Source organism: Martinezella calliandrae (genome assembly GCF_030272695.1).
In the GTDB taxonomy this organism is placed as follows: Bacteria; Pseudomonadota; Alphaproteobacteria; order Rhizobiales; family Rhizobiaceae; genus Rhizobium; species Rhizobium calliandrae.
This window is the reverse complement of the sequence record NZ_JARFYN010000008.1, coordinates 47,723-70,946: the sequence shown is the minus strand read 5'-3', so window position 1 is coordinate 70,946 and position 23,224 is coordinate 47,723. Positions and strand designations below refer to the sequence as shown.

At 58.5% G+C, this 23,224-nt stretch carries 20 protein-coding genes; 5 read left to right on the top strand and 15 right to left on the bottom strand.

Translation table 11 applies throughout. The annotated features are described in order from the left end of the window. Positions 1-145: 145 nt before the first annotated feature. Positions 146-544: an SRPBCC family protein gene (locus PY650_RS08215; protein WP_285878613.1), complete on the top strand. Its 399-nt coding sequence runs from the start codon at positions 146-148 to the stop codon at positions 542-544. 7 nt (positions 545-551) lie between these two features. On the opposite strand, the gene PY650_RS08210 is transcribed toward PY650_RS08215, so the two are convergent. The 7 genes from PY650_RS08210 to PY650_RS08180 all read right to left on the bottom strand — a co-directional run bounded on the left by PY650_RS08210 (position 552) and on the right by PY650_RS08180 (position 7,832). Then, the gene (locus PY650_RS08210; protein WP_285878732.1) at positions 552-1,169 is read right to left on the bottom strand and encodes an ABC-type transport auxiliary lipoprotein family protein; all 618 of its coding nucleotides are present in this window, start codon (positions 1,167-1,169) and stop codon (positions 552-554) included. A gap of 38 nt (positions 1,170-1,207) precedes the next feature. Next, positions 1,208-2,578: an MlaD family protein gene (locus PY650_RS08205; protein WP_285878612.1), complete on the bottom strand. Its 1,371-nt coding sequence runs from the start codon at positions 2,576-2,578 to the stop codon at positions 1,208-1,210. Positions 2,579-2,586: 8 nt separating this feature from the next. Beyond that, entirely contained in the window at positions 2,587-3,441 is an 855-nt protein-coding gene (locus PY650_RS08200; RefSeq protein WP_285878611.1) for an ABC transporter ATP-binding protein, read from the bottom strand. 12 nt (positions 3,442-3,453) lie between these two features. Next, positions 3,454-4,614, bottom strand: coding sequence for an ABC transporter permease (locus PY650_RS08195; RefSeq protein ID WP_285878610.1), 1,161 nt, complete (start codon positions 4,612-4,614; stop codon positions 3,454-3,456). A 154-nt stretch (positions 4,615-4,768) separates the two neighbouring features. Further along, a complete protein-coding gene (locus PY650_RS08190; protein WP_285878608.1) occupies positions 4,769-5,989 on the bottom strand; it encodes an MFS transporter in 1,221 nt (406 codons plus the stop codon). Between the two features lie 168 nt (positions 5,990-6,157). Further along, positions 6,158-6,964 (bottom strand): UDP-2,3-diacylglucosamine diphosphatase, encoded by an 807-nt coding sequence (locus PY650_RS08185; RefSeq protein ID WP_285878730.1) that lies wholly within the window; start codon positions 6,962-6,964, stop codon positions 6,158-6,160. Positions 6,965-7,076: 112 nt separating this feature from the next. Further along, the gene (locus PY650_RS08180; RefSeq protein WP_285878606.1) at positions 7,077-7,832 is read right to left on the bottom strand and encodes a glycerophosphodiester phosphodiesterase; all 756 of its coding nucleotides are present in this window, start codon (positions 7,830-7,832) and stop codon (positions 7,077-7,079) included. Positions 7,833-8,063: 231 nt separating this feature from the next. Between PY650_RS08180 and PY650_RS08175 the strand changes: the two genes are divergently transcribed. After that, a complete protein-coding gene (locus PY650_RS08175; protein WP_285878604.1) occupies positions 8,064-10,376 on the top strand; it encodes an NADP-dependent malic enzyme in 2,313 nt (770 codons plus the stop codon). A 256-nt stretch (positions 10,377-10,632) separates the two neighbouring features. Next, complete coding sequence (locus PY650_RS08170) at positions 10,633-11,394, top strand: hypothetical protein (protein WP_285878602.1); 762 nt, start codon at positions 10,633-10,635, stop codon at positions 11,392-11,394. A gap of 470 nt (positions 11,395-11,864) precedes the next feature. On the opposite strand, the gene PY650_RS08165 is transcribed toward PY650_RS08170, so the two are convergent. Continuing rightward, on the bottom strand, positions 11,865-12,692 hold the full coding sequence (locus PY650_RS08165) for a TolB family protein (protein WP_285878600.1): 828 nt from the start codon (positions 12,690-12,692) through the stop codon (positions 11,865-11,867). A gap of 30 nt (positions 12,693-12,722) precedes the next feature. Further along, on the bottom strand, positions 12,723-14,402 hold the full coding sequence (locus PY650_RS08160) for an NAD+ synthase (protein WP_285878599.1): 1,680 nt from the start codon (positions 14,400-14,402) through the stop codon (positions 12,723-12,725). 189 nt (positions 14,403-14,591) lie between these two features. On the opposite strand from PY650_RS08160, the gene PY650_RS08155 reads away from it, so the two are divergent. Then, positions 14,592-16,520 (top strand): LTA synthase family protein, encoded by a 1,929-nt coding sequence (locus tag PY650_RS08155; protein ID WP_285878597.1) that lies wholly within the window; start codon positions 14,592-14,594, stop codon positions 16,518-16,520. An 81-nt stretch (positions 16,521-16,601) separates the two neighbouring features. Further along, entirely contained in the window at positions 16,602-17,150 is a 549-nt protein-coding gene (locus PY650_RS08150; protein WP_285878595.1) for a DUF1003 domain-containing protein, read from the top strand. Between the two features lie 43 nt (positions 17,151-17,193). Here the strand turns inward: PY650_RS08150 and PY650_RS08145 are convergent, their stop codons facing one another. The 6 genes from PY650_RS08145 to rpiA all read right to left on the bottom strand — a co-directional run bounded on the left by PY650_RS08145 (position 17,194) and on the right by rpiA (position 23,154). Further along, complete coding sequence (locus PY650_RS08145) at positions 17,194-17,784, bottom strand: IMPACT family protein (RefSeq protein ID WP_285878592.1); 591 nt, start codon at positions 17,782-17,784, stop codon at positions 17,194-17,196. Positions 17,785-18,210: 426 nt separating this feature from the next. Further along, on the bottom strand, positions 18,211-18,636 hold the full coding sequence (locus tag PY650_RS08140; RefSeq protein WP_285878590.1) for a GFA family protein: 426 nt from the start codon (positions 18,634-18,636) through the stop codon (positions 18,211-18,213). A 162-nt stretch (positions 18,637-18,798) separates the two neighbouring features. Continuing rightward, complete coding sequence (locus tag PY650_RS08135) at positions 18,799-20,172, bottom strand: class II 3-deoxy-7-phosphoheptulonate synthase (RefSeq protein WP_285878589.1); 1,374 nt, start codon at positions 20,170-20,172, stop codon at positions 18,799-18,801. Positions 20,173-20,317: 145 nt separating this feature from the next. Continuing rightward, positions 20,318-21,703: a glutathione-disulfide reductase gene (gor, locus tag PY650_RS08130; protein WP_285878587.1), complete on the bottom strand. Its 1,386-nt coding sequence runs from the start codon at positions 21,701-21,703 to the stop codon at positions 20,318-20,320. Positions 21,704-21,854: 151 nt separating this feature from the next. Further along, positions 21,855-22,439, bottom strand: a complete 585-nt coding sequence (locus PY650_RS08125) for a DUF2059 domain-containing protein (protein ID WP_285878585.1) — start codon at positions 22,437-22,439, stop codon at positions 21,855-21,857. Positions 22,440-22,452: 13 nt separating this feature from the next. Next, the gene (rpiA, locus tag PY650_RS08120; protein WP_285878583.1) at positions 22,453-23,154 is read right to left on the bottom strand and encodes a ribose-5-phosphate isomerase RpiA; all 702 of its coding nucleotides are present in this window, start codon (positions 23,152-23,154) and stop codon (positions 22,453-22,455) included. Positions 23,155-23,224 lie beyond the last annotated feature (70 nt).

Below are 23,224 nucleotides of genomic sequence, written 5' to 3'. Positions count from 1 at the left end.
GCAAGCCTTTGACAGCCCCGAATCGTCTCCATTGCAGGACCGTGCAAGAATACCGCAGCATCTTTCAAGAGCTGAGCTTCTCCGTTCGGTTCACGATGACCCACCCGGCAGTTCATCAAATACGAATATACAGGAGGAGGTATTCATGTCGACCATGACCGCAAAGATCGTACACATCTCCATCGATCGGAATTGGAAGGAAGTCTACGGCTTTGCCGGCCGACCGGAAAACATGCCGCTCTGGGCCTCCGGCCTCGCATCCGGATTGGAGCAGGATGGCGAGGATTGGATCGCCACGGGCATTCTCGGCACCGTCCGCGTCAGTTTCACCGCTCGCAACGAATTCGGCGTCATCGATCACACGGTGACGATCGGATCCGGCTTGAAGGTCTATAACGCCCTTCGGGTCGTGCCGAATGGCACTGGCTGCGAGGTGATGTTCACGCTGCTTAAGCTCCCCGGCATGACAGACGATGAATTCGCTCTAGACGCGGCACATGTGCTTAAGGATCTCAGCACATTGAAATCCCTGATGGAACGATAAGGAACAGCTAGAGCGAGCGCAGAGTCCAATCGACGATTTCCGCGGTCACGCCGGCAAAGGCGGTATCGAGCCCCCTCACCAAATCGGGGTTGCTGCTGCCATTGACTGGCACAACCCTTCGGAAGACGTTCTGCGCCTTAACCGTGCCTGACTTGTCATTGAGGATCTTCACCGAAATTTCAACGACGGCGGACCTGCGACCTGCCACCGATTCGATCTCGAAGGAGCGGATATCGGTGACGATCTGATAGTCGATCGCAAGCCCCTGCCCCGGCACACCGACACCGCCGAGCTTGCCGGTATTTTCGAAAGCCTCGACCAGCTTCGACTGCACCATCCGGCTCAGCCTGTCGCTCCACTGCGACCTGCCGAGATATTGAATCTCCGAGGGTGAAACCCGCACGACAATCTGGTTGCTGTCGAGCGCCTGCAGTGCCGTCGGCGGCGGGATCAGGATTTGCCGGCCCTTGAGCGACGGACCCGTCGCCTTGACCGAAGCGGAAAGATCATAGGTGTCGTTGACGGCGGCTGAACCGCAGCCGCTAAGCAAGGCTGAAAGCAGTGGCAGAATGATCGCTGCCTTTCGATACACCTGATAACGCTCACGAGAAACGCAACCGACCATATTCTGCCTGTCCCTTGCAGCCCAAAAATTGCTTTTCATCAACGCCGCGCCCGTCCGTCATATTGCTTGACGGTATCGCCGCCGAAAATCAGGCGCTGCGGATTGCGGTCGAAATTCGTAATTGTGTTATTAAGATTGCCAACCGTACCTCTCATGTCATTGATGAGAGTCTGTAGATCGCGCAGGCCACCGCTCGAAAATCTCTGCAGATTGTCGGCAATCGGCCCGATCCGTGCATTGAGATTGTCCGCCAACGTTTTGTAGGACTGCAGTGTGTCCCTGGCTTCGACAAACAGCGACTTCGTGTCACCCGAGCCGAGCAGCTCATCGACCTTGGTCAAAATGCCGTCGACCTTGCTGGAGGCAGAGTTCAGCTTTGCGGAAATATCCTTGGCATTGGCGATCGTCTGATCGATATCCTGCTGGCGAGCCGCAACCGTATTGGCAACATCTCGGATCGAGATGACGGCTTTCCTCGCATCCTTGGTCACTTCGGCGATATCGTCTATGGAACCCTTCACCTTGTTGGGATCGATCTGCGCCACGATCTGGTCGACGCGCTCCAGCGTCTTTTGCGCCTTTTGACCGAAGGCCGTGTAGGTCTCAGCTGTCTCCTTGAAGCTTGCAATGGTCGCCTTCAGATCGGTCGATGCATCAGCCACATTCGCGGTGATCTTGTCGGCATTATTGACGACATCGTTGATCTTATTGGCATCAACCGCGCGCACCAGCTTCTCGATCGCATCCAGCGTCGATTGGACGCGTGGCGACACGCTCTTGATGGTATCGGAGAGCTGTCCGACGCTGGCGAGGAACTTGTCGATATTGCCGGAGTTATCAGCGAGCGCCTTGGAGAACTTCTGGGCATTGCGCACCGTATCGGTCAGCGGTCCGCGTGAATCGGAGATGAAGCCTTGAATGTCGCCGATCGTGTCGTTGGCACGGTTAAGGATCTTGTCGGCGGTGTTGAGCAGGTTCGTGACACTCGACTGGTCGGCGAGCAGCACCGCTCGCTTACCAGTTTCGATCGACCGCTTAAGAATGTTCTCGTCACCGTTGCGACCGCCGGAAAGCTCAATATAGGCTGCACCGGTCAGGCCCTGAATTTCCAGGATGGCCCTCGTGGACGTATAGACCGGCGCATCGGCGCGAACCTCGGTGAAGGCCAGCGAATAGTTCGGATCATCGGCGTCGATCGAAAGCCCCAGCACCGAGCCGACCTGAATGCCATTGAAGCGAACGGGCGAACCGACGCTCAGCCCGTTTGCGGAGCCTGGAATGCGAACCACCAGCTCGGCCATCGGACCACCGCGGCCATATTCCGCCATCCAATAGACAAAGCCGAAGGCGGCGGCGATGACCAGCAGCGTGAAGAACCCGACGATCGTGTAGTTGGCTTTGGTTTCCATTGTTCCAGTTACTTCTTGCGGCTGTCGGCGCCAGCGCCATTGTGATTCCCGATGTCCTGCCGCGGCACGATTGATCGCGCACGTTTGCCCCGGAAATAGGACTGCACCCAAGGGTCGTCGCAGGCGAGCATGTCCTCAACCGTACCCTCCACCAATACCCGTTTATGTCCGAGAACGGCAATACGATCGCAGACGGAAAAAAGGCTGTCGAGGTCGTGGGTCACCATATAAACGGTCAGGCCGAGCGTGTCGCGCAGCTTGGCAATCAGCTCGTCGAATTCTGCAGCGCCGATCGGGTCAAGGCCGGATGTGGGCTCATCCAAGAAAACAAGATCGGGGTCGAGGGCGAGCGCCCTCGCAAGGGCGGCGCGTTTGATCATGCCGCCGGAAAGCTCGGACGGATATTTATCGGCGGCATCGGCAGCAAGGCCGACCATGCGAATCTTCAGATGCGCCAGCTCGTCCATCAGAGCCTGCGGCAGATCGAGATATTCCCGCATTGGAACCTGGATGTTCTCCTTGACCGTCAGAGAGGAAAACAGAGCTCCCTGTTGGAACAGCACGCCGAGGCGCATATCGAGCTTGTTACGCTCCGGCTCTAAGAGCTTGTCATAATCTTCGCCGAGGATCTCGATCTTGCCGGAACGGCGTGGCAACAGCCGTAGCACCGTGCGCAGCAGCACCGACTTGCCCGCGCCGGATGCGCCGACGAAACCCAGGATTTCGCCGCGATAAATATCAAGGTTCAGTTTGTCGAGCACCACTTTCGATCCGAAAGCGACAGTGACATCTCGTGCGGAAAGCACGATATCTCTGCCCTGCTCATCCTTATCCAACGGGATTTCCGAGTGAAGCGCGCTCATCCTTGCCGGCCCTCAGAAATCGATTGCTGCGTAGAACATGGCAAACAGCCCGTCCATCAGGATGACGACAAAAATCGACTTCACGACGGATTGGGTCACATGCTGGCCGAGCGATTCGGCGCTGCCACCGACCTTCAGCCCTTCGACTGCAGCAACTATGCCGATGACCAGCGCCATGAACGGCGCCTTGATCATGCCCGAGATGACGGTGGAGAGACTGACCGCTTCGTGCAGGCGTGAAACGAAGGTCGCGAAGGTGATGCCGGAATAGGCCCAAGCCACCACCGCCGCGCCGGCAAGCGAGGCAAAATTGGCAAGGATGGTCAGCAGCGGCAATGCAACCGTCAATGCCACCAGTCGCGGGAAGATCAGAACGCCGACCGGGTTCAGACCCATGACCTTCAGGGCGTCGACTTCTTCGCGCATCTTCATCGAACCAATCTCTGCCGTAATGGCGCTGCCCGAACGGCCGGCGATCATGATGGCGGTCAGCAGCACGCCGATTTCGCGCAGTTGCAGGATACCGACGAGATCGACAACGAAGATTTCGGCGCCGAAATAGCGGAGCTGGAACGCACCCTGCTGTGCGATGATCGCGCCGATCAAAAAAGACATCAGCAAGATGATCGGCACGGCGCGCACGGCCATGTGGTCGATCTGATTGACGATCGAAGCGGGCGAAACACCGCTGCCGCGGCCGAACTTGAGCTGCGCTCCCCGCACCGCCGAACCGAGAATATACATCGCTGCGATGAAGTTGCCCCAGATATCGTAGACGCTCTCGCCGATCGGGGCGAATATCCGTTCGGCTAAGGATTTCTTTGGCCTGGGCTCCGCCGCCTCGCCGTTCGGTTGTTCGGCAAAAGCGGTAAGAAGCTCGTCGATATGGGGGGTTGAGCCTTCGATCCTGACGCTGACACCGTGCGCTTCCTGGCTCTCCTTCAGGCGACGGATCAGCAGCGCGCCGGCAGTATCGACGTCGGAGAGATCGGAAAGATCGATCACCACCTGACCGTTGCTGCGCTGTTTCGTCAGCTGGTCGAGCTGCCGCAGCACGCCATGCACATTCGCACTGCGCCAATTGCCTTCCAGCCGATAGCGACGCCCGCTGCCATCAGGCTCGTCATCGATCCTCGGTGCATCGGTTATCTGTTCAGCTGCGTTCAAACTCATGCGTCTTTCAGGTCTTGCGGCACAATCGCCGACTCGGGAAAATCCCGGGTCGACGCTAATGGTTAATACACTGTGTGCATAGCCGCTTTCTATGCCGCGCCGATGTCAAACTATGCTATAGAATCTTGATATCCAAATGAATTCGTCTGACGCCTCAGGATGCCTCGCTCGCTCTTGCGCCGAACGCGGGGCCGCGAGACTGAAGATTGCGGGCGAAGAATACCATGGCGAGGCCGAACGCGGCGACGCCAGCCATTATATAGTAGCTGGAAAGACCGAGCCACGCATAGAGATAGCCTGACGCCAGGGTCATCAGCCCGAGGAACATGCCGTTATAAAAGAAATAGGCACCCTGAGCCGACGCCTCCTGGGTCTCCTGGACCGACGCGACAATGCGGCGCTGAATGCCGGTATGGACGCAGGCATAGGTGCAGGCATGGAAACATTGCAACACGAAATAGCCGATGAAACCGAGATTGATCGGAAACAGGATCCAGCGCAGGACGCACATGCTCGAGCCGAAGAAAATCAGCGTCCAGGCACTGAAGCGGCGGTTCAGCATTCGGGACATGAAGAAAACCATCACCTCCGCGGTGACCCCTATGCTCCAGAGCACGGCGATCTGCGTGCCGGAAAAACCGAGATCCCGCCAATAGATCGACGCGAATGTATACATCATTGCATGGCTCGACTGCTGCACCGACACACCGATCATGCTGATCAGCAACTTCGGTGAGCGCAGCCCGCTGCCCGTCGATGCCTGCAGGTTGATTGGCTGGTTGCGTCGGCGTGTCGGCCCGATGCGCGGACAGAAGAAGGCCATCATCGTTGTCAGGACAAAGCCGCCGACCATGGTCGGCAGAACCATGGTGCCGCCCCATCTGCCGATTATCTGACCGCCGACAAGCGTGGAGAAGATGAAAGCGATCGATCCCCAGACGCGCATCGAGCCGTAATCGAACCCCCAGCGCCGCACGCCGGAAACGGCGATCGATTCCACGATCGGTACGTAAGGTGCATATGTCGCACCCTGAATGCTGTAAACCAGCAACACCGGCCAGAAATCGCTTGTCCAGTAAAGCGCAATCGCGGTCAAGAGCGACAGCGCGCCCGACCAGAACAGCACATTCGCACGTTCCTCCACGCGATCGGCAAGCATGCCGACGATCGGTATAACGAGAACGCGCACCACCATCGGTACGGCGAGAATAAGACCGATCTCGCGATCGCCGAAATTCAATCCAGACAGCCACACGGGGAAAAATGGCAGCGCAATCCCGTTGACGAGCAAGGGAGCACAATAGGACAAGGCGCTGCGCAAACGAAAATAGGGAGGCGCACCCTCGCCCTGCAGAGATTTTGTAGCGGGAATCATGACAGACCTGAAGGGAAACTGATTTTTCCCTATCATCCTATCGTGATTACGACTATGGCGAGAAATAGTCCTGCCGAAACGTTTCGGGGAAAATATTAGACTATCGCCAGGTCGCAACGATCAAGAATTGTGACGAACCGTTATCGGAGCTGTGAAGCGGCGGCATAACTACGCCGCCTGAGCCCCAAGCGCCTTCGGCAGATCCTCGACGGTTGCGCCGGCGGCCTGCGCTTCGGCAATCGACTGCCAGGTGATCAGCTCGAAAGTACCGTCTTCGTGTTCGGCAATCGCCGTGCAGCTTTCGACCCAATCACCGGTATTGATATAGCGGATGCCATCAAGGTTCTCGATGACAGCGTGATGGATATGGCCACAGATGACGCCATCGGCATCATTGCGCCTCGCCTCTTCAACCACGACGCGTTGGAACTCGCCGATGAAATTGACGGCATGCTTGACCTGAAGCTTCGCCCAGGCCGAGAACGACCAGTAGGGCATGTTCAGGCGGCGGCGAACCGCGGCGAGACCGATGTTGATGAAGATCGCCATATCGTATGCCCAATCGCCGAGATAGGCGAGCAGACGCGCGTTGCGGACGACGACATCAAATTCATCGCCATGCAGGACAAGATATTTCTTCCCGTCAGCGGTCTCGTGGACCGCCCGCTCGGCGACCTCGATGCCGCCGAAGTGCATGCCGGGAAAGTCGCGCAGGAATTCGTCGTGATTGCCGGGGATGTAGACGATACGCGTCCCCTTGCGCGCCTTGCGCAGCAGTTTCTGCACAACGTCGTTGCAATCCTGCGGCCAATACCAATTGCGCTTCAGGCGCCAGCCGTCAACGATATCGCCGACAAGGAAGATGGTGTCGGCTTCGTGATAGCGCAGAAAATCGAGAAGATAGTCCGCCTTGGCCGCTTTCGAGCCTAGGTGCACATCGGAAATGAACAGCGTTCGAAATCGCCTGACATCCATGTTTTCATTCACGAACTTTATGCTCGTGCCCTACCTACGTTGGCTATTCCAAAATCAGACTCGTGTTTCAGGATGATGACAAATTCTGTGTGGAGGAACTTACCGTGGGCAATCAGCCGCGCTTTGCAGCTATAGCGAGATCGGGTCGATCGGTTGTAAAACTGGCGACACCGAAGCGGAACATCGCCTTGGCCGCTTCACTCGTATGAGCCGCCCAGCCATGGACCGTCACACCATCTCTCCTTAAAAGGTCCAACACAGCGGCATCGATGAGGTCGGCGCGCAATGCAATCTCGCGAATGCCAGATTTGCCGAGCGCGGCAATGACCCCTCTCCAGCCGATCTGGGCCACGGTCTGGGGCGAGCAGAGAAAAATGAAGCCAAGGAGTTCGCCGACATTCAGGCCGCGCTCGTCGAGTGCGGCGGCGAAGGCTTCCAAGCGCGAGAGCGCGAAACTCGTCACCATCGTGCGCGTCAGCATATCGGTTGCCAACAACTCGTCGACAATGCGACTTTCCATGCCCTCGTAGGGTTTGCCGTCCACTCTCGTCTTGATTTCCAACCGGAGATCGACCGCGGACGGTCCGAAAATGTCGATGGTTTCGGCAAGCGTCGGGATCGTCTCGCCACCGCTGCCGATGACGATATGCCGCATCAGTTCGTCATAGCTTAAATCGGCGATCGCGCCCTTGCCGTCCGTCATGCGGTCGATCAGCGCATCGTGATGGACAACGAGCTTGCTGTCCCGCGTCTGATGCACGTCGAATTCGACCAGATCGACATCAAGTTTGGCGGTTTCGGAAAAGGCAAGCCGGGTGTTTTCAGGCCAAAGATGCGAGCCGCCGCGATGGGAAGCGATGAGGGGCATGGGGGTTCCTCTGTTTGTCGCTCTCATAGGCCTGCGCCGTGAACCCCGTGTGACGCATTAGCCCTGCGCTTACCATTGGATCCGAAAGTCTAAGTTTCCGGACAGGAAAAACAATTGTGAAAAAGCCGCCGCAAAAAACCTTTCCTCTGCGTCAATTGCATACTGTGCACCCTGAGGGATTGATGTATGCAGGTGGTTCAAATGCGAGCGCAAGCAGGAACGGAGGGCGTAATGGATACGCACGATACATCGAAGGCAGCCAAGAACATGGCGAGCGGCAATCTCGACGAACAGGCTCTCTTCTTTCATCGCTATCCCCGTCCCGGCAAGCTCGAAATCCAGGCAACGAAGCCGCTCGGCAACCAGCGTGACCTGGCGCTCGCCTATTCTCCTGGGGTTGCCGCGCCTTGCCTGGCCATTCGCGACAATCCGGAAACGGCCTTCGACTACACGTCTCGGGGTAATCTTGTTGCGGTCGTATCCAACGGTTCGGCCGTTCTCGGTCTCGGCAATATCGGCCCGCTTGCCTCCAAGCCGGTCATGGAAGGCAAGGCCGTCTTGTTCAAGAAGTTCGCCGGCATCGATGTTTTCGATATCGAAGTCGCCGCACCCACCGTCGATGAGATGGTCAGCTCGATTTCGGCCCTGGAGCCGACCTTCGGCGGCATCAATCTGGAAGATATCAAGGCACCCGAGTGCTTCGACGTCGAGCGCCGCCTCCGCGAAAAGATGGAAATCCCGGTTTTCCACGACGACCAGCACGGCACCGCCATCATCGTCGCCGCCGCCATCCTGAACGGGTTGGAATTGGCTGGCAAGAAGATCGAAGAGGTCAAGATCGTCGCCTCGGGCGCCGGTGCTGCGGCACTCGCCTGCCTCAACCTGCTCGTCATCCTCGGCGCACGGCGCGAGAACATCTGGGTTCATGATATCGAAGGCCTGGTCTATAAGGACCGCAACGTCCTGATGGACGAATGGAAGTCGGTCTATGCCCAGGACAGCGACAAGCGCGTGCTTGCCGAATCCATTCCAGGCGCCGACGTCTTCCTCGGCCTGTCGGCTGCCGGCGTGCTGAAGCCCGAGCTTCTCGAACAGATGGCGCAAAAGCCCTTGATCATGGCGCTCGCCAACCCGACGCCGGAAATCATGCCGGACCTTGCTCGCGCCGCCCGCCCGGACGCGATGATCTGCACCGGCCGCTCGGATTTCCCGAACCAGGTCAACAACGTCCTCTGCTTCCCATATATCTTCCGTGGCGCGCTCGATTGCGGCGCCAAGACGATCAATGAAGAGATGAAGATGGCCGCCGTGCGCGCCATCGCCGCTCTCGCCCGCGAAGAGCCCTCCGATGTTGCCGCCCGCGCCTATACCGGCGAAACGCCGGTCTTCGGGCCGAACCACCTGATCCCTTCGCCCTTCGATCCACGCCTCATCCTGCGCATCGCGCCGGCCGTGGCCAAGGCGGCCGCCGACAGCGGCGTGGCGCTGCGCCCGATCCCGGATTTCGACGCCTATATGGACGAGCTCAACCGCTTCGTCTTCCGCTCCGGCTTTATCATGAAGCCGATCTTCGCGGCCGCCAAAATTGCCGAACGCAAGCGCGTCGTCTTTTCCGAAGGCGAAGATGAGCGCGTGTTGCGCGCCGCCCAGGTTCTTCTCGAAGAGGGCACCGCCGTTCCGATCCTGATCGGACGCCCCTCCGTTATCGAGACACGTCTCAAGCGCTACGGCCTGAAGATCCGGCCGAATACGGATTTCGCCGTCATCAATCCGGAAGACGATCCGCGCTTTCGCGAATATGTCGACCTTTATTTCTCGATGGTTGGGCGTAGCGGTGTCATTCCGGAGGCGGCGCGAACGATCGTGCGTACCAACGCGACCGTCATTGGCGCCCTGGCGCTGAAGCGCGGCGAGGCCGACGCGCTGATCTGCGGTCTCGAAGGCCGTTATGAGCGCCACCTGCGCGTCGTCCGCCAGATCATCGGCAAACGCGAAGATGTCCGCGACTTCTCCGCGCTCAGCCTGCTGATCTCGCAGCGCGGCGCCACCTTCTACACCGACACCTATGTCACATTTAACCCGACTGCCGAGGAAGTCGCCGAGTCGGCGGTGCTGGCGGCCGAGGAGATCAAACGCTTCGGCATCTCGCCGCGGGTGGCCCTCGTCTCGCATTCGAACTTCGGCTCGCGGGAATCGGAAAGCGCAACCAAGATGCGCAATGCTCTGGCGCTTGTCCGCGAAATGGCACCGGAATTGGAAGCCGACGGCGAAATGCATGGCGACAGCGCCATCTCCGAGAGCCTGCGCCGCCATGTCATGCCGGACAGCACGCTCTCCGGCGAAGCGAACCTACTGGTCTTCCCGAACCTCGACGCAGCCAATATCACCCTCGGCGTGGTCAAGACCATGACCGACGGCCTGCACGTCGGCCCGATCCTGCTCGGCACGGCACTTCCCGCCCACATCCTGTCGCCCTCCGTCACCTCGCGCGGCGTCGTCAACATGGCCGCCCTTGCGGTGGTTGAAGCCTCTCAGCCGAATTAAGCCAACACCCGCCTTGGACGCCCGCCCCCAGGGGCGGTCGTCGTCAAGGCGCCGGCGGCCAACCGCTCTCGAAATTGCCGGTGCGTGCGCAGTCCCCGACAGGAGGTCTTGCAGAGCATCCTTAAAAATAGAGCCTACGCTTCGACTCTCATCGGTTCGTAAAAATTGCACGGCGAAAGCACATTTCTGATAGGAACGTTGTTAAGCTCCATGCTGTATCGTTGTCTGGGTCGATCCGCTTTCGAAGAGCAAAATTGTGAACCGCGGCAGAAATTTTTCCTCTTGTCTTTTGCTGTCCCTGTCGGTGACGGCGCCGGCCTTAGCGCAGACGAACACCATTTGCGACGAGTTGCGCGGCCGATATGCCAATGTCACCGAAGTCATCGGTGCCAGCGCCGAGACGCGGCAGCTTTCACGCGCCATCGTCCGCCAAAATGTCGTGATCCGGCAGTTGAGGAGCGATATGCGCAATCAGGGCTGCACTGTCGACAGCAGCGTGGTGATCTTCGGCTCAGGCTCTGGGGACAGCGGCGCCTGCGATGAGATGCAGAGGTCGCTTGATCGGATGGAGCAGGACCTTGGTTCGCTGATGGATGAGCGAGAGCTGAGCTTGACCCGCGTCGACGCCGAGGGTGCGCAGCGTCGGCAATTGCTGTCCGCCATGCAGCGGAATGGCTGCAGCATTCCGGCTTCTGCCGAGCCCGACACCGTCATCAACACCAGATTGAAACCGGAGCCCTATGCGCCTGAACAGCAGTCGCTGGTAGAACCGGAGAGCTCGATCACGACAATTGAGACGCCGAGGCCTAAACCCGATTTTACGTTACCGCAAGGGCAGGCGCCGGTGACCACCGCGCCGGCGATCACTCAAATTCAGCCAAAACAGCTGCCACCCGATCGGCCCTACGATCCCACAACAAACAAGGTGCGTCAGGTCGGACCGCAATTCCTGGATCCCGACCAGGGCAGCCTCGATCTCAAGCATCCGAAGGCGGCTGGTCCGCAGCCCGCCCAATAGACCCTTTGATCAATAAGACGATCGCTCCATCCCGTCTCTTGCGCCAGGCCTCCTTATGTGCGACCGGACGCATCCCTCACAGAACGATCGCCGCCGCGCTCCAAGAGTAGGCGCACTGTCTCCACCTGTGCACTGAGGATCGCAAAGCCGAGCGGCGTCAACCAATCGCGCTCTGGGCTCGCCTGTCAGGGTCGACGCGAATCGCCGAAGCGGATGTTCATCTGATCAGGATGCTTATCCAGAATGTGCGGCCAATTGCCCAACTTGACCAAAGGCAGCAGCGCCAAAGTTGTCGGGAAGTGGATGGGGTGGAGCAATTGAAACCCGGAGCATGGCTTCCAGCTACCGATAATGGGGGCAGCAACGCTGCTTTCCGTGGTAGCATCAGGTGGGCCTTGCCCTTCCCGCGGATCGGATGCGCCCTGCGAACGATCCGAAATTTATAGTGAGCACTGACCTGTCCAGCGAGATCAAGCCGGCTCGTAACGGACATAGGCGAACTCGTCGCCATTGGGCGCCCAGTTCGGCACATTGATCGTGCCCTGCCCGCCGAAGAGCTCGAACAACGTCGTCAAATTGCCGCCGTCCATATCCATAAGCCGCAGCCGGACATTTAGATCACGCGGATGGTCGAAGACATCGGGATCGTAGGAGATCAGCACGACCTTGTCGTTCTTCGGCGACGGATGGGCGAACCAGTTGCCGTAATTGTCTTTGGTGATCTGCTGCAGCCCGCTGCCGTCAGGACGAATACGCCAGATCTGCATCAGGCCGGTGCGGCTGGAGTTGAAATAGATCCAATGTCCGTCGGCAGAATAGTCAGGCCCGTCATTGCGGCCCTCGCCATGCGTCAGTCGTATCTCCTGGCCGCCATCGATCGAAATCGTGTAGATATCGAAGATGTCATCGCGAATGCCGCAATACGAAAACCGCCGACCGTCGGGCGACCATCCATGAAAATAGGATGGCAGGTTGCGTGTCACTTGCCGCGGCGTTCCACCTTCGGCGGGCAGGACATAAATGCAAGACTTGCCATGTTCTGTCTTGTCTGAAATGGCGATCAGCGAACCGTCGGGCGATATGCCATGGTCGTTGTTACATAGCCTCGCAAAGCCGGTATCGACCTGAACGGCCTTGCCCCTGCCGTCGAGCGGTAGCCGATAAAGCAATCCGTCGCCGTTCAGCAATAGATAGCGCCCATCCGGAGAAAAATTCGGCGCCTCGACCAGCCGCTCCGTCTGCCAGACCACGCGATTTTCACCGGTGCGGATATTGTAGATCTCGACCGAACTGCGCATTGCTTCTCCACTCGCCATTAGGCGCCGCGATCAACGATCGCGAAACCGGTTGGTGATCGGATAGCGCCGATCACGACCGAAATTCTTCTTGGTGATCTTCACGCCCGGCGCCGACTGGCGACGCTTATATTCGGCGAGATAAAGCAGATGTTCAACACGATGGACGGTCGCGACATCGTGCCCGCGTGCGACGATTTCCTCGACGGCCATTTCCTTTTCCACCAGGCATTCCAGGATATCGTCGAGCACCGGATAGGGCGGCAGCGAATCCTGGTCCGTCTGGTTCGCTCGCAGCTCGGCTGACGGCGCCTTGTCGATGATGTTGGCGGGGATCACTTCACCCGATGGGCCAAGCGCACCCGGCGGCACATGCAGATTGCGCCAGCGCGACAGCGCATAGACCTGCATTTTGTAGAGGTCCTTGATCGGGTTGAAACCGCCGTTCATGTCGCCATAGAGGGTCGCATAGCCGACCGACATTTCCGACTTGTTGCCAGTTGTCACGACCATTGAGCCGAACTTGTTCGAGATCGCCATCAGGATCGTGCCGCGGGCACGGCTCTGCAGGTTCTCTTCGGTAATGCCGCTGTCGGTGCCTTCGAACAGATCCGAAAGTGCCGAGGTGAAGCCGGTCACCGGCTCCTCGATCGGCACGATATCGTAGCGGCAGCCGAGCGCCTTGGCGCAATCGGCGGCGTCTTTGAGCGAAGCCTCCGAGGTATACCGGTACGGCAACATGACGGTCCGCACCCGCTCTTCGCCGAGCGCATCGACGGCGATCGCCGCACAGATTGCCGAGTCGATACCGCCGGAAAGTCCGAGAACGACCGATTTGAAGCCGTTCTTGTTCACATAGTCGCGGAAGCCCAGCAGGCAGGCACGGTAATCGGCCTCTTCGGCTTCCGGGATATGCGCCATCGGCCCTTCGGTGCAGTGCCAGCCGTTATTGTTCTTCTTCCAGGTGGTCACCGCCAAAGCGGTCTCGAACTGGCTCATCTGAAATGCCAGAGTTTTGTCGGCGTTGAAGCCGAAGCTTGCGCCGTCGAAAACCAGCTCGTCCTGCCCGCCGACCTGGGCTGCATAGATGAGCGGCAATCCGGACTCGATCACCTGGCGGAGCGCGACCTGATGACGGACGTCGACCTTGCCGCGATAGTAAGGTGAGCCGTTCGGAACCAGGAGAATTTCCGCCCCGGCTTCGGCCAGCGTTTCGCAAATGCCGAGATCGTTCCAGATCTCCTCGCAGATCGGAATGCCGATCCGGACACCCCGAAAATTGACCGGCCCCGCGATGGTACCTTCGTCGAAGACCCGCTTCTCGTCGAACTCGCCATAGTTTGGCAGATCGACCTTGTCCCTGATGAAAATGACCTTGCCGCCGTCAAGCACAGCGACGGAGTTGTAGCGGCCCGTCTCGTCCTGGCGCGGAAAGCCGATGATCACACCCGGTCCGCCATCGGCGGTATCGGCGGCCAGCTTCTCCACAGCTTTCCAGCAGGCGCGGATAAAGGCCGGTTTCAGCACCAGATCCTCCGGCGGATAGCCAGAGATGAACAGCTCCGTCAGGAACACGAGATGCGCGCCTTCGCGCGCCGCCTCAACCCGCGCTTCCCGCGCCTTGGCAAGGTTTTCGGCAACATCGCCGACCGTCGGATTGAGCTGAGCGACGGCGATGCGGATGGTGTGAGTGATGGGGCTTTGTTCTGTCATGCCATATATTTAGCGAGCGCATTCCTGTTGCGCAACAGCCTTCGGCTGTGTTCGCGCGCCAAAGAGCGCGGTGCTCGCATAGGCGGTAGTTTCCGACTAAAAATACTAAGCAGGCCTTGCGATTCATCCGGTATTCATGACAAAGGAGCGACACCTATGTGAACGATCTATAACATTTCGGAGAGGCCGGTGGTTGCCTTAGTACCAAGTTCTGCGTCGGCAGCCAGGCTCGCCATTTTGCAAAAACTTGCCGCGGCGCAACAACGATCGACGGCTTTACGTCAGTTTCTCAGCCTTATGCAGACTTTCCTGCTTGCGCTCCTGACGGTTATCGCCGTCGAATGGGTTGCGCGCGGCGAACTGACGGATATTGCGGGCTATTTCATTTCGCCCATTCGTCCCGCATTCACGACGGTTGGCGTCGTCATGCTATTGATGCTGGTGCTCGACGCCATCTTCGGCCGCAATCATCAATCGATATTGGTGATTGCCCCTTTAGCCTTGATCCCAGCTTTCATTTCCAGTGAGAAGCAGCATTATCTCTCCGATCCGCTCTACCCCTCGGATTTGCTTTTTGCCCGTCAGATCATGGAGCTTATGCCGGTGATGCTGCGCGAGCGGCCATGGACCGCGGTTGCGGTCGTTGTCGGCACTGTTGCCTCGATCGCTGGCCTCGCCCTTCTCTGGCGCTATTTCTGGCGATATGCGGCAACGCTTTCGCACAATGCCAGGATCGCACGGTTCTCCATCTGCCTGCCGCTAATGGCTGTCTTTGCCTCGCAGATGGATCCAACGCAAAATTCGCTCATCCGGGAAAAGCTGCGCATCATCCCCATCGTCTGGGATCAGAAGGAAAACTACGCCTATAACGGTTTCTTGATGGCCTTCTTGCTGAACCTGCCGATGGCCGATGTCAAAGCGCCAGCGGGTTACGGGCAAGCTGCGATCGATGCCATACCCGCCCGCAATTACGGTTATCTTTCAAGCCCAAGCGAAAAGCCCGACGTCATCATGCTGATGAGCGAGTCTCTCTGGGATCCGACCAGGCTTTCCAATCTGACCTTTAAGCCCGATCCCATGGCCAACATACGCGCGGCACAATCAGGCCATGTATTCTCCCCCGAATTCGGCGGCATGACAGCCAATGTCGAGTTCGAGGCGCTGACCGGGTTCTCCAATGCTTTCCTGCCTTCCGGCAGCATTCCCTACCAGCAATATATCCGCCGGCGAATGCCCTCGCTTGCGACCTTCTTCCGCGGCGAAGGTTATGCTGCGCGCGCCATGCACCCATTCAGCGGCTGGTTCTGGAACCGCAACGAAGTCTACAAGGCTTTCGGTTTCGAGGAATTCCTCACAGAGGAGACCATGCCGCCTATGGACAAGCGTGGCCTTTTTTCCGCCGACGGTTCGTTGATGAAGGAAATCATGCGTGAGGGCGACGCGACGGAGCGACCGTTCTTCTTCTTTGCCGTTACCCTGCAGGGTCACGGTCCCTATGAACCGCATCGCTACGCCGACAATACCGTCGACATCGCGGGCGATCTCAGCGATGCCAATCGCGACACGCTCGCGACTTACTCGCAGGGCGTTTTCGAGGCCGACCAGAGCCTGAAAATGTTGATGGACTGGGCTTTAAAGCGCGACCGCGAAACGATCATCGTCCTCTGGGGCGATCATCTGCCGCCGCTTGGCACGGTCTATCCGGATACGGGCTACATGGCCGAAAAGGTAGCGAACCGAAAAGCGCCGCTCGACGTGATGAGGCAAGAGCATGAGACGCCGCTGGTCATCTGGTCGAACAAGAAGGGCGTGCGCAGGGATATCGGTACGATCAGTCCATCGCAACTGCCCTATCACATCCTCAAGAGCGCCGGCTACGAGCACCCTTTCTACACAGGCTTTCTCGGTCGAGTGCAGAAGAAATACAACATCATCGATCGCTATCAGCTGGCGACGCGCGACGGTCAGGCCTTTCCGGATTGGTCTCGCAAGGATGAGAACCTCGATCAGGTGATGCGTGACTATCACTATCTGCAGCATGACGCGATGTTTGGGCGGGATTACGGTCTCGACCGATTCTTCCCATCGCACGCCCGGCTCATCGATGAGAACAGTTAGGCAGCGGCAATTTCCGCATTGCGTTTCCACTGGGCAATCGAATACTTGCGCCGAAAGCGATCAAGTCTTCGGAGTGTTCCCATGTATAATTTACCCAATTTCGTTCATCAGCATTTCGACAAGACCGCCGACGAGCTCGGCGATATCGAAAAGCGCGTGCTGAAAAAGGCGCATGAGCGGAAAATCGTTTCCACCGACATCAACGCCGCCTTCTCGGCCAAGGCATCCGTCGGCGAGCGCCTCGCAGACAGCATTGCCCGCGTCGGCGGCTCCTGGTCGTTCATATTGGCGTTCCTTGCTTTTCTCGTCGTCTGGTGCGTCATCAACACGATCGTGCTCGCCACCCGCGCCTTCGACCCCTACCCCTTTATCTTCCTCAACCTCGTCCTTTCCATGCTCGCGGCGATCCAGGCCCCGATCATCATGATGTCACAGAATCGCCAGGCTGAACGCGACCGCTTCGAGGCCGCGAAGGACTACGAAGTCAATCTCAAGGCTGAACTGGAAGTGCTCTCGCTGCACCAGAAGATCGACCTGCGTGTATTGACGGAGCTTGCAGCCCTGCGCGAGGAATTCGTAGAGCTCAACCGGAGAATCGAAGACAAGAGCGGCGAAAGGCCGATCATCTAAAAGCATATTGATATATGTGCTGGGGCAACCGATCGGTGCGAGGTCAATCGCCTGTGCGGAGCACCGAGCGCCCATTGGTAAGATCATTAATGAGTTGTGCCACGGCTTGGAAATCAGCTTGGGGCAGCTCAATTGTCGCATCGCAACCTTCATTGGTGAAGTGTTGTTCGACGACGCGAACCTGATCGAGAGAGGCGAGGCGTGCCTTCACGAGCGCCAAATCGCCAAACTGAATGTTCGCTTGCCCCGCAATCATTGGCAAAAAGGCGGTAAGCTTTGCTGCCCGCAGGCAAGCCGCAGCGGTGCCGCCATAGGCTCGCACGAGACCTCCCGTCCCGAGCAGTATGCCGCCGAACCACCTGGAAACCACCAAAAGCACACAATCGATCGATTGCCCGTCGATTGCCGCCAATATTGGCTTTCCGGCCGTACCGCCCGGCTCACCGTCGTCTGAAAAACGGTAGGCTTGTCCGATGCGCCAGGCCCAGCAATTGTGATTGGCCCCTGTAGCTGCGGCAATGGTTTGAAGAGCTGGTTTTGCTGTATCCTCGGAACCGATAGGGATTGCGACGGCGCGAAACGTACTCTTCTTGATGACCTGTTCGAAACTGCACTGTTCTTCAAGGCGAAACATCTTAATGCCAGCGGTATGAGGTGTGGCGCTCGCCTAAAAAGCAATCGCAGGAACTAAGTGCGGCAACCATGGTTTCTCCATAAATGATGGAGGCGAAAATGTATCGCGATTTGAGCGGGTTCTATCAAAGAAGAGGGCCCCCTGGGGAACCCGAAAAGAAGCCTCCGCGTTTGACGCCAGGGCAGCAGAAGTTGCTGATGTGGGCGCTTGGACTTGAACTCCTGTTCCTATTTCTTGCCCCGGTTGGCGGCGTCTCTGTCGTCAGCGCGTTCCTTTATATCGCGCGGTGATCGGATCGGCCCCCTTCTCCAGGCCGTGCTGACCAAGGACTATGCGGGCTTTGATGACGGAGAAATCCATCAACGGATGATGACGTCTCCGCGCCGGTTCGAACCCTTCGGACGCATCGCGCTTATCGACACGAACCTAATCCGAAGGCCCGGCTGTCAGCAGTCCCGGACGGCCCTGTCGGTACTGCGGCAGATCATCGGTGATTTCGTAGAAGTCGCCTTTGTCGGCGCAATAGATATGGTAGGCAAGCTTCAGGTCGCTCGGCCGGTCGAAGAGACCCGCCATGATCGAGATTTCCTCGGCGTTATCAGCCACCCAGAAAAGCGCGGAACCGCAAGTTCGGCAGAAACCGCGACGAGCAAAGGAGCTGGCACGATACCAGGTGATCGCCTCCTCCCCTTCGATCGTGATATTGCCGAGCGCAACGTTGGTCGCAGCGTAGTAAAGCCCCGTCTGCTTGCGGCACTGCGAGCAGTGACAAGCAACAACCTCCCGCAAAGGCCCGTATGTCTTGAAACGGACGCTGCCGCAAAGGCAAGCGCCGGTATGTTCAATATTCATGCTCACTCCTCTTCTTTTCATGGCAGCTTCGACGACGATGCCGGTTGCGTCAAATGCAAAGAAATGAAGCAGGCTTCAGCGAGATTGATTGCGAAAGCAGAAAAGCAAACGGGCCGGCATGAGCCGGCCCGTTCGCAAAATATGTTTTCCTAGAGCTCGCGATCAGCCGTGCGCGCGCAGACGCTTCTCGTCCCGGCCGCCCTTCATGCGTTCGGCGAGCAGGAAGGCAAGCTCCAAGGCCTGATCGGCATTGAGGCGCGGATCGCAATGCGTATGGTAGCGATCTTGCAAATCATCGGCCGTGACGGCGCGGGCGCCACCCGTGCATTCGGTGACGTCCTTGCCGGTCATCTCGATATGGATGCCGCCCGGATGCGTGCCTTCCGCGCGGTGTATCTGGAAGAAGCTTTCGACTTCCGACAGGATGCGCTCGAACGGCCGCGTCTTGTAGTTGTTGAGCGTAATCGTGTTGCCATGCATCGGATCGCAGGACCAGACGACCTTGCGGCCTTCGCGCTCGACCGCGCGAATGAGACGCGGCAGATTGTCGGCAACCTTTTCGTGGCCGAAACGGCAGATCAGCGTCAGGCGGCCGGCCTCGTTGGAAGGGTTAAGGATATCGATGAGGTTCAGCAGATCGTCAGCCTGCAGCGAAGGACCACACTTCAGGCCGAGTGGATTTTTGATGCCGCGGAAATACTCCACATGGGCGTGGTCGGCCTGGCGGGTGCGGTCGCCGATCCAGATCATGTGACCGGAGGTCGCGTACCAGTCGCCCGAGGTAGAATCGACGCGCGTGAACGCTTCCTCATAGCCGAGCAACAGTGCTTCATGGCTGGTGAAGAAATCCGTCTCGCGCAGACTTGGATTGCTCTCGGCGGTGATGCCGATCGCCTTCATGAAGTCCATGGTCTCGCTGATGCGGTCGGCGAGCTTGCGGTAGCGCTCGCCCTGCGGGCTGTCCTTGACGAAACCGAGCATCCACTTGTGCACGTTCTCGAGGTTGGCATAGCCACCCATGGCGAAAGCGCGCAGGAGATTGAGCGTCGCGGCCGACTGGCGATAAGCCATCAGTTGGCGCTCCGGATTGGGGATACGCGCTTCCTGAGTGAACTCGATGCCATTGACGATGTCGCCGCGATAGCTCGGCAGCGTCACGCCATCCTGGGTCTCGACGGCCGAAGAGCGCGGCTTGGCGAATTGACCGGCAATGCGGCCGACCTTTACGACAGGCAGCTGCGCACCAAATGTCAAGACGACAGCCATCTGCAGGAATGCCCGGAAGAAATCGCGTATCGTGTCGGCGCCGTGCTCGGCGAAGCTTTCGGCGCAGTCTCCGCCCTGCAGCAGGAAACCGTTACCTTCGGCGACATTGGCAAGATGTGCCTTCAGACGGCGAGCTTCACCGGCAAAAACGAGCGGCGGGTAGCTTGCAAGCTGTGCTTCCGTGGCTGCCAGCGCTGCCTGATCCGGATATTCCGGCACCTGCTGGATCGGTTTTTGCCGCCAACTGCTCGGTGTCCAATTTTCTGCCATCTCACTCACCTGTTTCCGCACTCGGTCTTCGCCAAGTGCCCGCCGTCACAAATAACGCGCGCTTATAAACCTTTGCCCGCCTCTTGCAAAGGCGGACCAACTGCTCGGTTGGTCTTTTATGCGCGGTGGAATTACTAGCCTATTCCTATACCCGCACGCCGTTGCGGATGCGATAGCTTGGCGTATACATCGTTACCAGTTCCTCGGAGGCCGTGGGATGTACTGCCATGGTGCGGTCGAAATCTTCCTTTGTGCAGCCGGCCTTCACGGGAATGCCAAGCAATTGCGCCATCTCGCCGGCGTCATGGCCGAGAATGTGCGCGCCGATCACCTTGCGATCGGCGGCATTGACGATCAGCTTCATGATCGTCTTCTCGTTGCGGCCAGATAGTGTCGCCTTCATCGGTCTGAACTGGGCGCGAAAGACTTCGAGTTCCGGATAACGCTTGGCGGCGTCCTCTTCGGTCAGGCCGACTGTGCCAATCTCCGGCTGTGAGAAGACGGCAGTCGGGATCAATTCGTGATCGGGACGGGTAGGATTGTCCTTGTAGACGGTCTCGATGAAGCACATGGCCTCATGGATCGCCACGGGCGTCAATTGTACCCGATCGGTGACATCGCCAAGCGCATAGATGTTCGGCACCGAAGTCCGCGAATATTCGTCGACGACGATAGCGCCGAGTTCGTTGACTGCCACGCCCGCAGCGTCGAGCCCGATATTCTTGGTATTCGGCGTGCGGCCAAGCGCCAGCATCACCGTGTCTACCTTCAAAACCTTGTCGTTCTTTGTAAGAACGCCCAAGCCGTCTTCCGTCTTCGTCACGCTTGCAATGATGTCATGGCAGAGGATGCGGATGCCCTTGGCCTCCATTGCCTCATGCAGGCCCTTGCGCAGGTCCTGGTCGAAACGCGACAGGATCTCGGCTCCGCGATAGATCAATGTTGTCTCGACACCGAGCCCATGGAAGATATTGGCGAATTCCACGGCGATATAGCCGCCGCCGGCAATCAGGATCGATTTCGGCAGTTGCTCCAAATGGAAAGCCTCGTTGGAGGAGATGCAGAGCTCGTGGCCAGGCAGCGCCGGATGCAGGTTCGGCGTACCGCCGGTGGCGACGAGGATCGTTTCGGCGGTGACGATCCTGCCGCTCTTCAGTAGGCGGATCGTATGAGCATCGATGAGCTCGGCGCGCGTATCGAAGATTTCGGCCTTGGCGTTGTCGAGACCCTTGCGATAGAGCCCTTCTAGGCGGGCGATTTCCTTGTCCTTCGCCTCGATCAGCTTCTTCCAGTCGAATGTGCTTTCGCCGACTGTCCAGCCGAAGCCGGCAGCATCCTCAAAATGCTCGCTAAATTGCGAGGCGTAGACGAAGAGCTTCTTCGGCACACAGCCACGGATGACGCAGGTGCCGCCATAGCGATACTCTTCGGCGATGCCGACCTTCCTTCCGAGCGATGCGGCGACACGCGCGCTGCGCACACCTCCCGAACCGCCGCCAATGACGAAAAGATCGAAATCAAAGGAAGGCATCGGATACTCCTAGAAAAATCAAGCTGCGCGAGACGCGAAAAAGGGTCGCCCCTGATATAGGATTTCGAAGCGGAAAAAGAAAAGCCCGGAAATAATATCCGGGCTTTGGAAGTGAAGCGATTTTCGGATCAGATCATGGACGGGATCGAGCTTACTTCTTCGCTGCCGGCTTCTGTGCCGGAGCCGCTGTTGCCGGCTGAGCATTGTCGGCATCTGTCGGCGCGGGAGTGATCGGGGCCTTCACCACCTTTTGCAGAGCGTCGCTGCTTTGGTTGGCTAGATCGCGCGAGATGCCCTGCCCCCAGATGTCAGCGGCCTTATAGAGCTCGCGCGTTGCAATCGGGCCGTCCTTGAGGAGCTTCTTGCCGGCCGGCGAGTTGTAGAAATCGGCGATCGCCTTCAGCTCGTCGGCAGTGAAAGCCTTCGCATAGGTCACAGCCGCTTCCCGCTCGAGGTCGGCGCGGCGCGGCGCCAGAGCAAGCGCGGTTGCGTCGACGGACGAATTGATGGCGTCACCGAAGTTCGGATTAGCCTGGATCATCGTGCTCTTCAGCTGCTCGGCGAGATTCGGCAGGATATTGTCGAACTGGTTCGTGATGCCTAGCGCGTTGATAGCAGCCCGTGCGGCCTTGATCTGATCTTCCGTGACTTCCTGAGCGCTGGCGGAACCGAGCGCGATGCCTGAAAGAACGATGGTCGCAGCGGCAAAACGGCCAAGACCCGCAATTTTGATCATGAGTTCAGTGCTCCTATGTATTGTTCGCCTGCAACGTGTGCGCGCCGGCCGGACCGGCAATGATCGCAAGTGTCGCCATGTTGATGAAGAGCCCGTGTTCGACAACACCGGGAATCGAATGCAGCTCAATCGACAGCGCCTCTGCATCAGGAATGCGGCCAAAAGATGCGTCGATAATGAAATGTCCACCGTCGGTCATGAAGTTGCGATCACCCGACCGGCGAAGGTTGAGTGCGCCGGAAAGGCCAAGACGGGATGCGGCCTTCTCGATCAGGATACGCGTGGAAACGAGGCCAAACGGATTGACCTCGATCGGCAGCGCAAAAGCGCCAAGGGTCTCGACGACCTTGCTTTCGTCGGCAATGACGATCATCCGAGCCGACGAAGCTGCGACGATCTTTTCGCGCAGCAACGCGCCTCCACCGCCTTTGATCAGACGTAGAGCACCGTCCACCTCGTCGGCGCCGTCGATGGTGAGATCAAGCTCGGGAAGTTCATCGAGCGATTTCATCGGCACGCCGAGTTCGACACAAAGCCTGGCCGTCCGCTCGGAGGTCGCAACGCCCTCGATTGCAAGGCCTGCCGCCACTTTCTCTGCGAGCAACCGAACGAACTCTTCCGCCGTGCTGCCCGTGCCGATGCCGAGCCGCGTGCCGCTCCCGACATAGGTCAGAGCCGCCCTTGCAGCCTCGATCTTCATTTGGCGGGCGTCCATGCGCCACTGCTCCCATTGTTGCGTTGGTGTGCTGTTTACACGGCTCTCCTGGCAAACGAAAGCCAAAATA

Bases quoted from the DNA above. Each gene is read 5' to 3' on its own strand.
- PY650_RS08215 (WP_285878613.1), top strand. From the start codon at position 146: ATGTCGACCATGACCGCAAAGATCGTACACATCTCCATCGATCGGAAT.
- PY650_RS08210 (WP_285878732.1), bottom strand. From the start codon at position 1,169: ATGGTCGGTTGCGTTTCTCGTGAGCGTTATCAGGTGTATCGAAAGGCA.
- PY650_RS08205 (WP_285878612.1), bottom strand. From the start codon at position 2,578: ATGGAAACCAAAGCCAACTACACGATCGTCGGGTTCTTCACGCTGCTG.
- PY650_RS08200 (WP_285878611.1), bottom strand. From the start codon at position 3,441: ATGAGCGCGCTTCACTCGGAAATCCCGTTGGATAAGGATGAGCAGGGC.
- PY650_RS08195 (WP_285878610.1), bottom strand. From the start codon at position 4,614: ATGAGTTTGAACGCAGCTGAACAGATAACCGATGCACCGAGGATCGAT.
- PY650_RS08190 (WP_285878608.1), bottom strand. From the start codon at position 5,989: ATGATTCCCGCTACAAAATCTCTGCAGGGCGAGGGTGCGCCTCCCTAT.
- PY650_RS08185 (WP_285878730.1), bottom strand. From the start codon at position 6,964: ATGGATGTCAGGCGATTTCGAACGCTGTTCATTTCCGATGTGCACCTA.
- PY650_RS08180 (WP_285878606.1), bottom strand. From the start codon at position 7,832: ATGCCCCTCATCGCTTCCCATCGCGGCGGCTCGCATCTTTGGCCTGAA.
- PY650_RS08175 (WP_285878604.1), top strand. From the start codon at position 8,064: ATGGATACGCACGATACATCGAAGGCAGCCAAGAACATGGCGAGCGGC.
- PY650_RS08165 (WP_285878600.1), bottom strand. From the start codon at position 12,692: ATGCGCAGTTCGGTCGAGATCTACAATATCCGCACCGGTGAAAATCGC.
- PY650_RS08160 (WP_285878599.1), bottom strand. From the start codon at position 14,402: ATGACAGAACAAAGCCCCATCACTCACACCATCCGCATCGCCGTCGCT.
- PY650_RS08150 (WP_285878595.1), top strand. From the start codon at position 16,602: ATGTATAATTTACCCAATTTCGTTCATCAGCATTTCGACAAGACCGCC.
- PY650_RS08145 (WP_285878592.1), bottom strand. From the start codon at position 17,784: ATGTTTCGCCTTGAAGAACAGTGCAGTTTCGAACAGGTCATCAAGAAG.
- PY650_RS08140 (WP_285878590.1), bottom strand. From the start codon at position 18,636: ATGAATATTGAACATACCGGCGCTTGCCTTTGCGGCAGCGTCCGTTTC.
- PY650_RS08135 (WP_285878589.1), bottom strand. From the start codon at position 20,172: ATGGCAGAAAATTGGACACCGAGCAGTTGGCGGCAAAAACCGATCCAG.
- gor (WP_285878587.1), bottom strand. From the start codon at position 21,703: ATGCCTTCCTTTGATTTCGATCTTTTCGTCATTGGCGGCGGTTCGGGA.
- PY650_RS08125 (WP_285878585.1), bottom strand. From the start codon at position 22,439: ATGATCAAAATTGCGGGTCTTGGCCGTTTTGCCGCTGCGACCATCGTT.
- rpiA (WP_285878583.1), bottom strand. From the start codon at position 23,154: ATGGACGCCCGCCAAATGAAGATCGAGGCTGCAAGGGCGGCTCTGACC.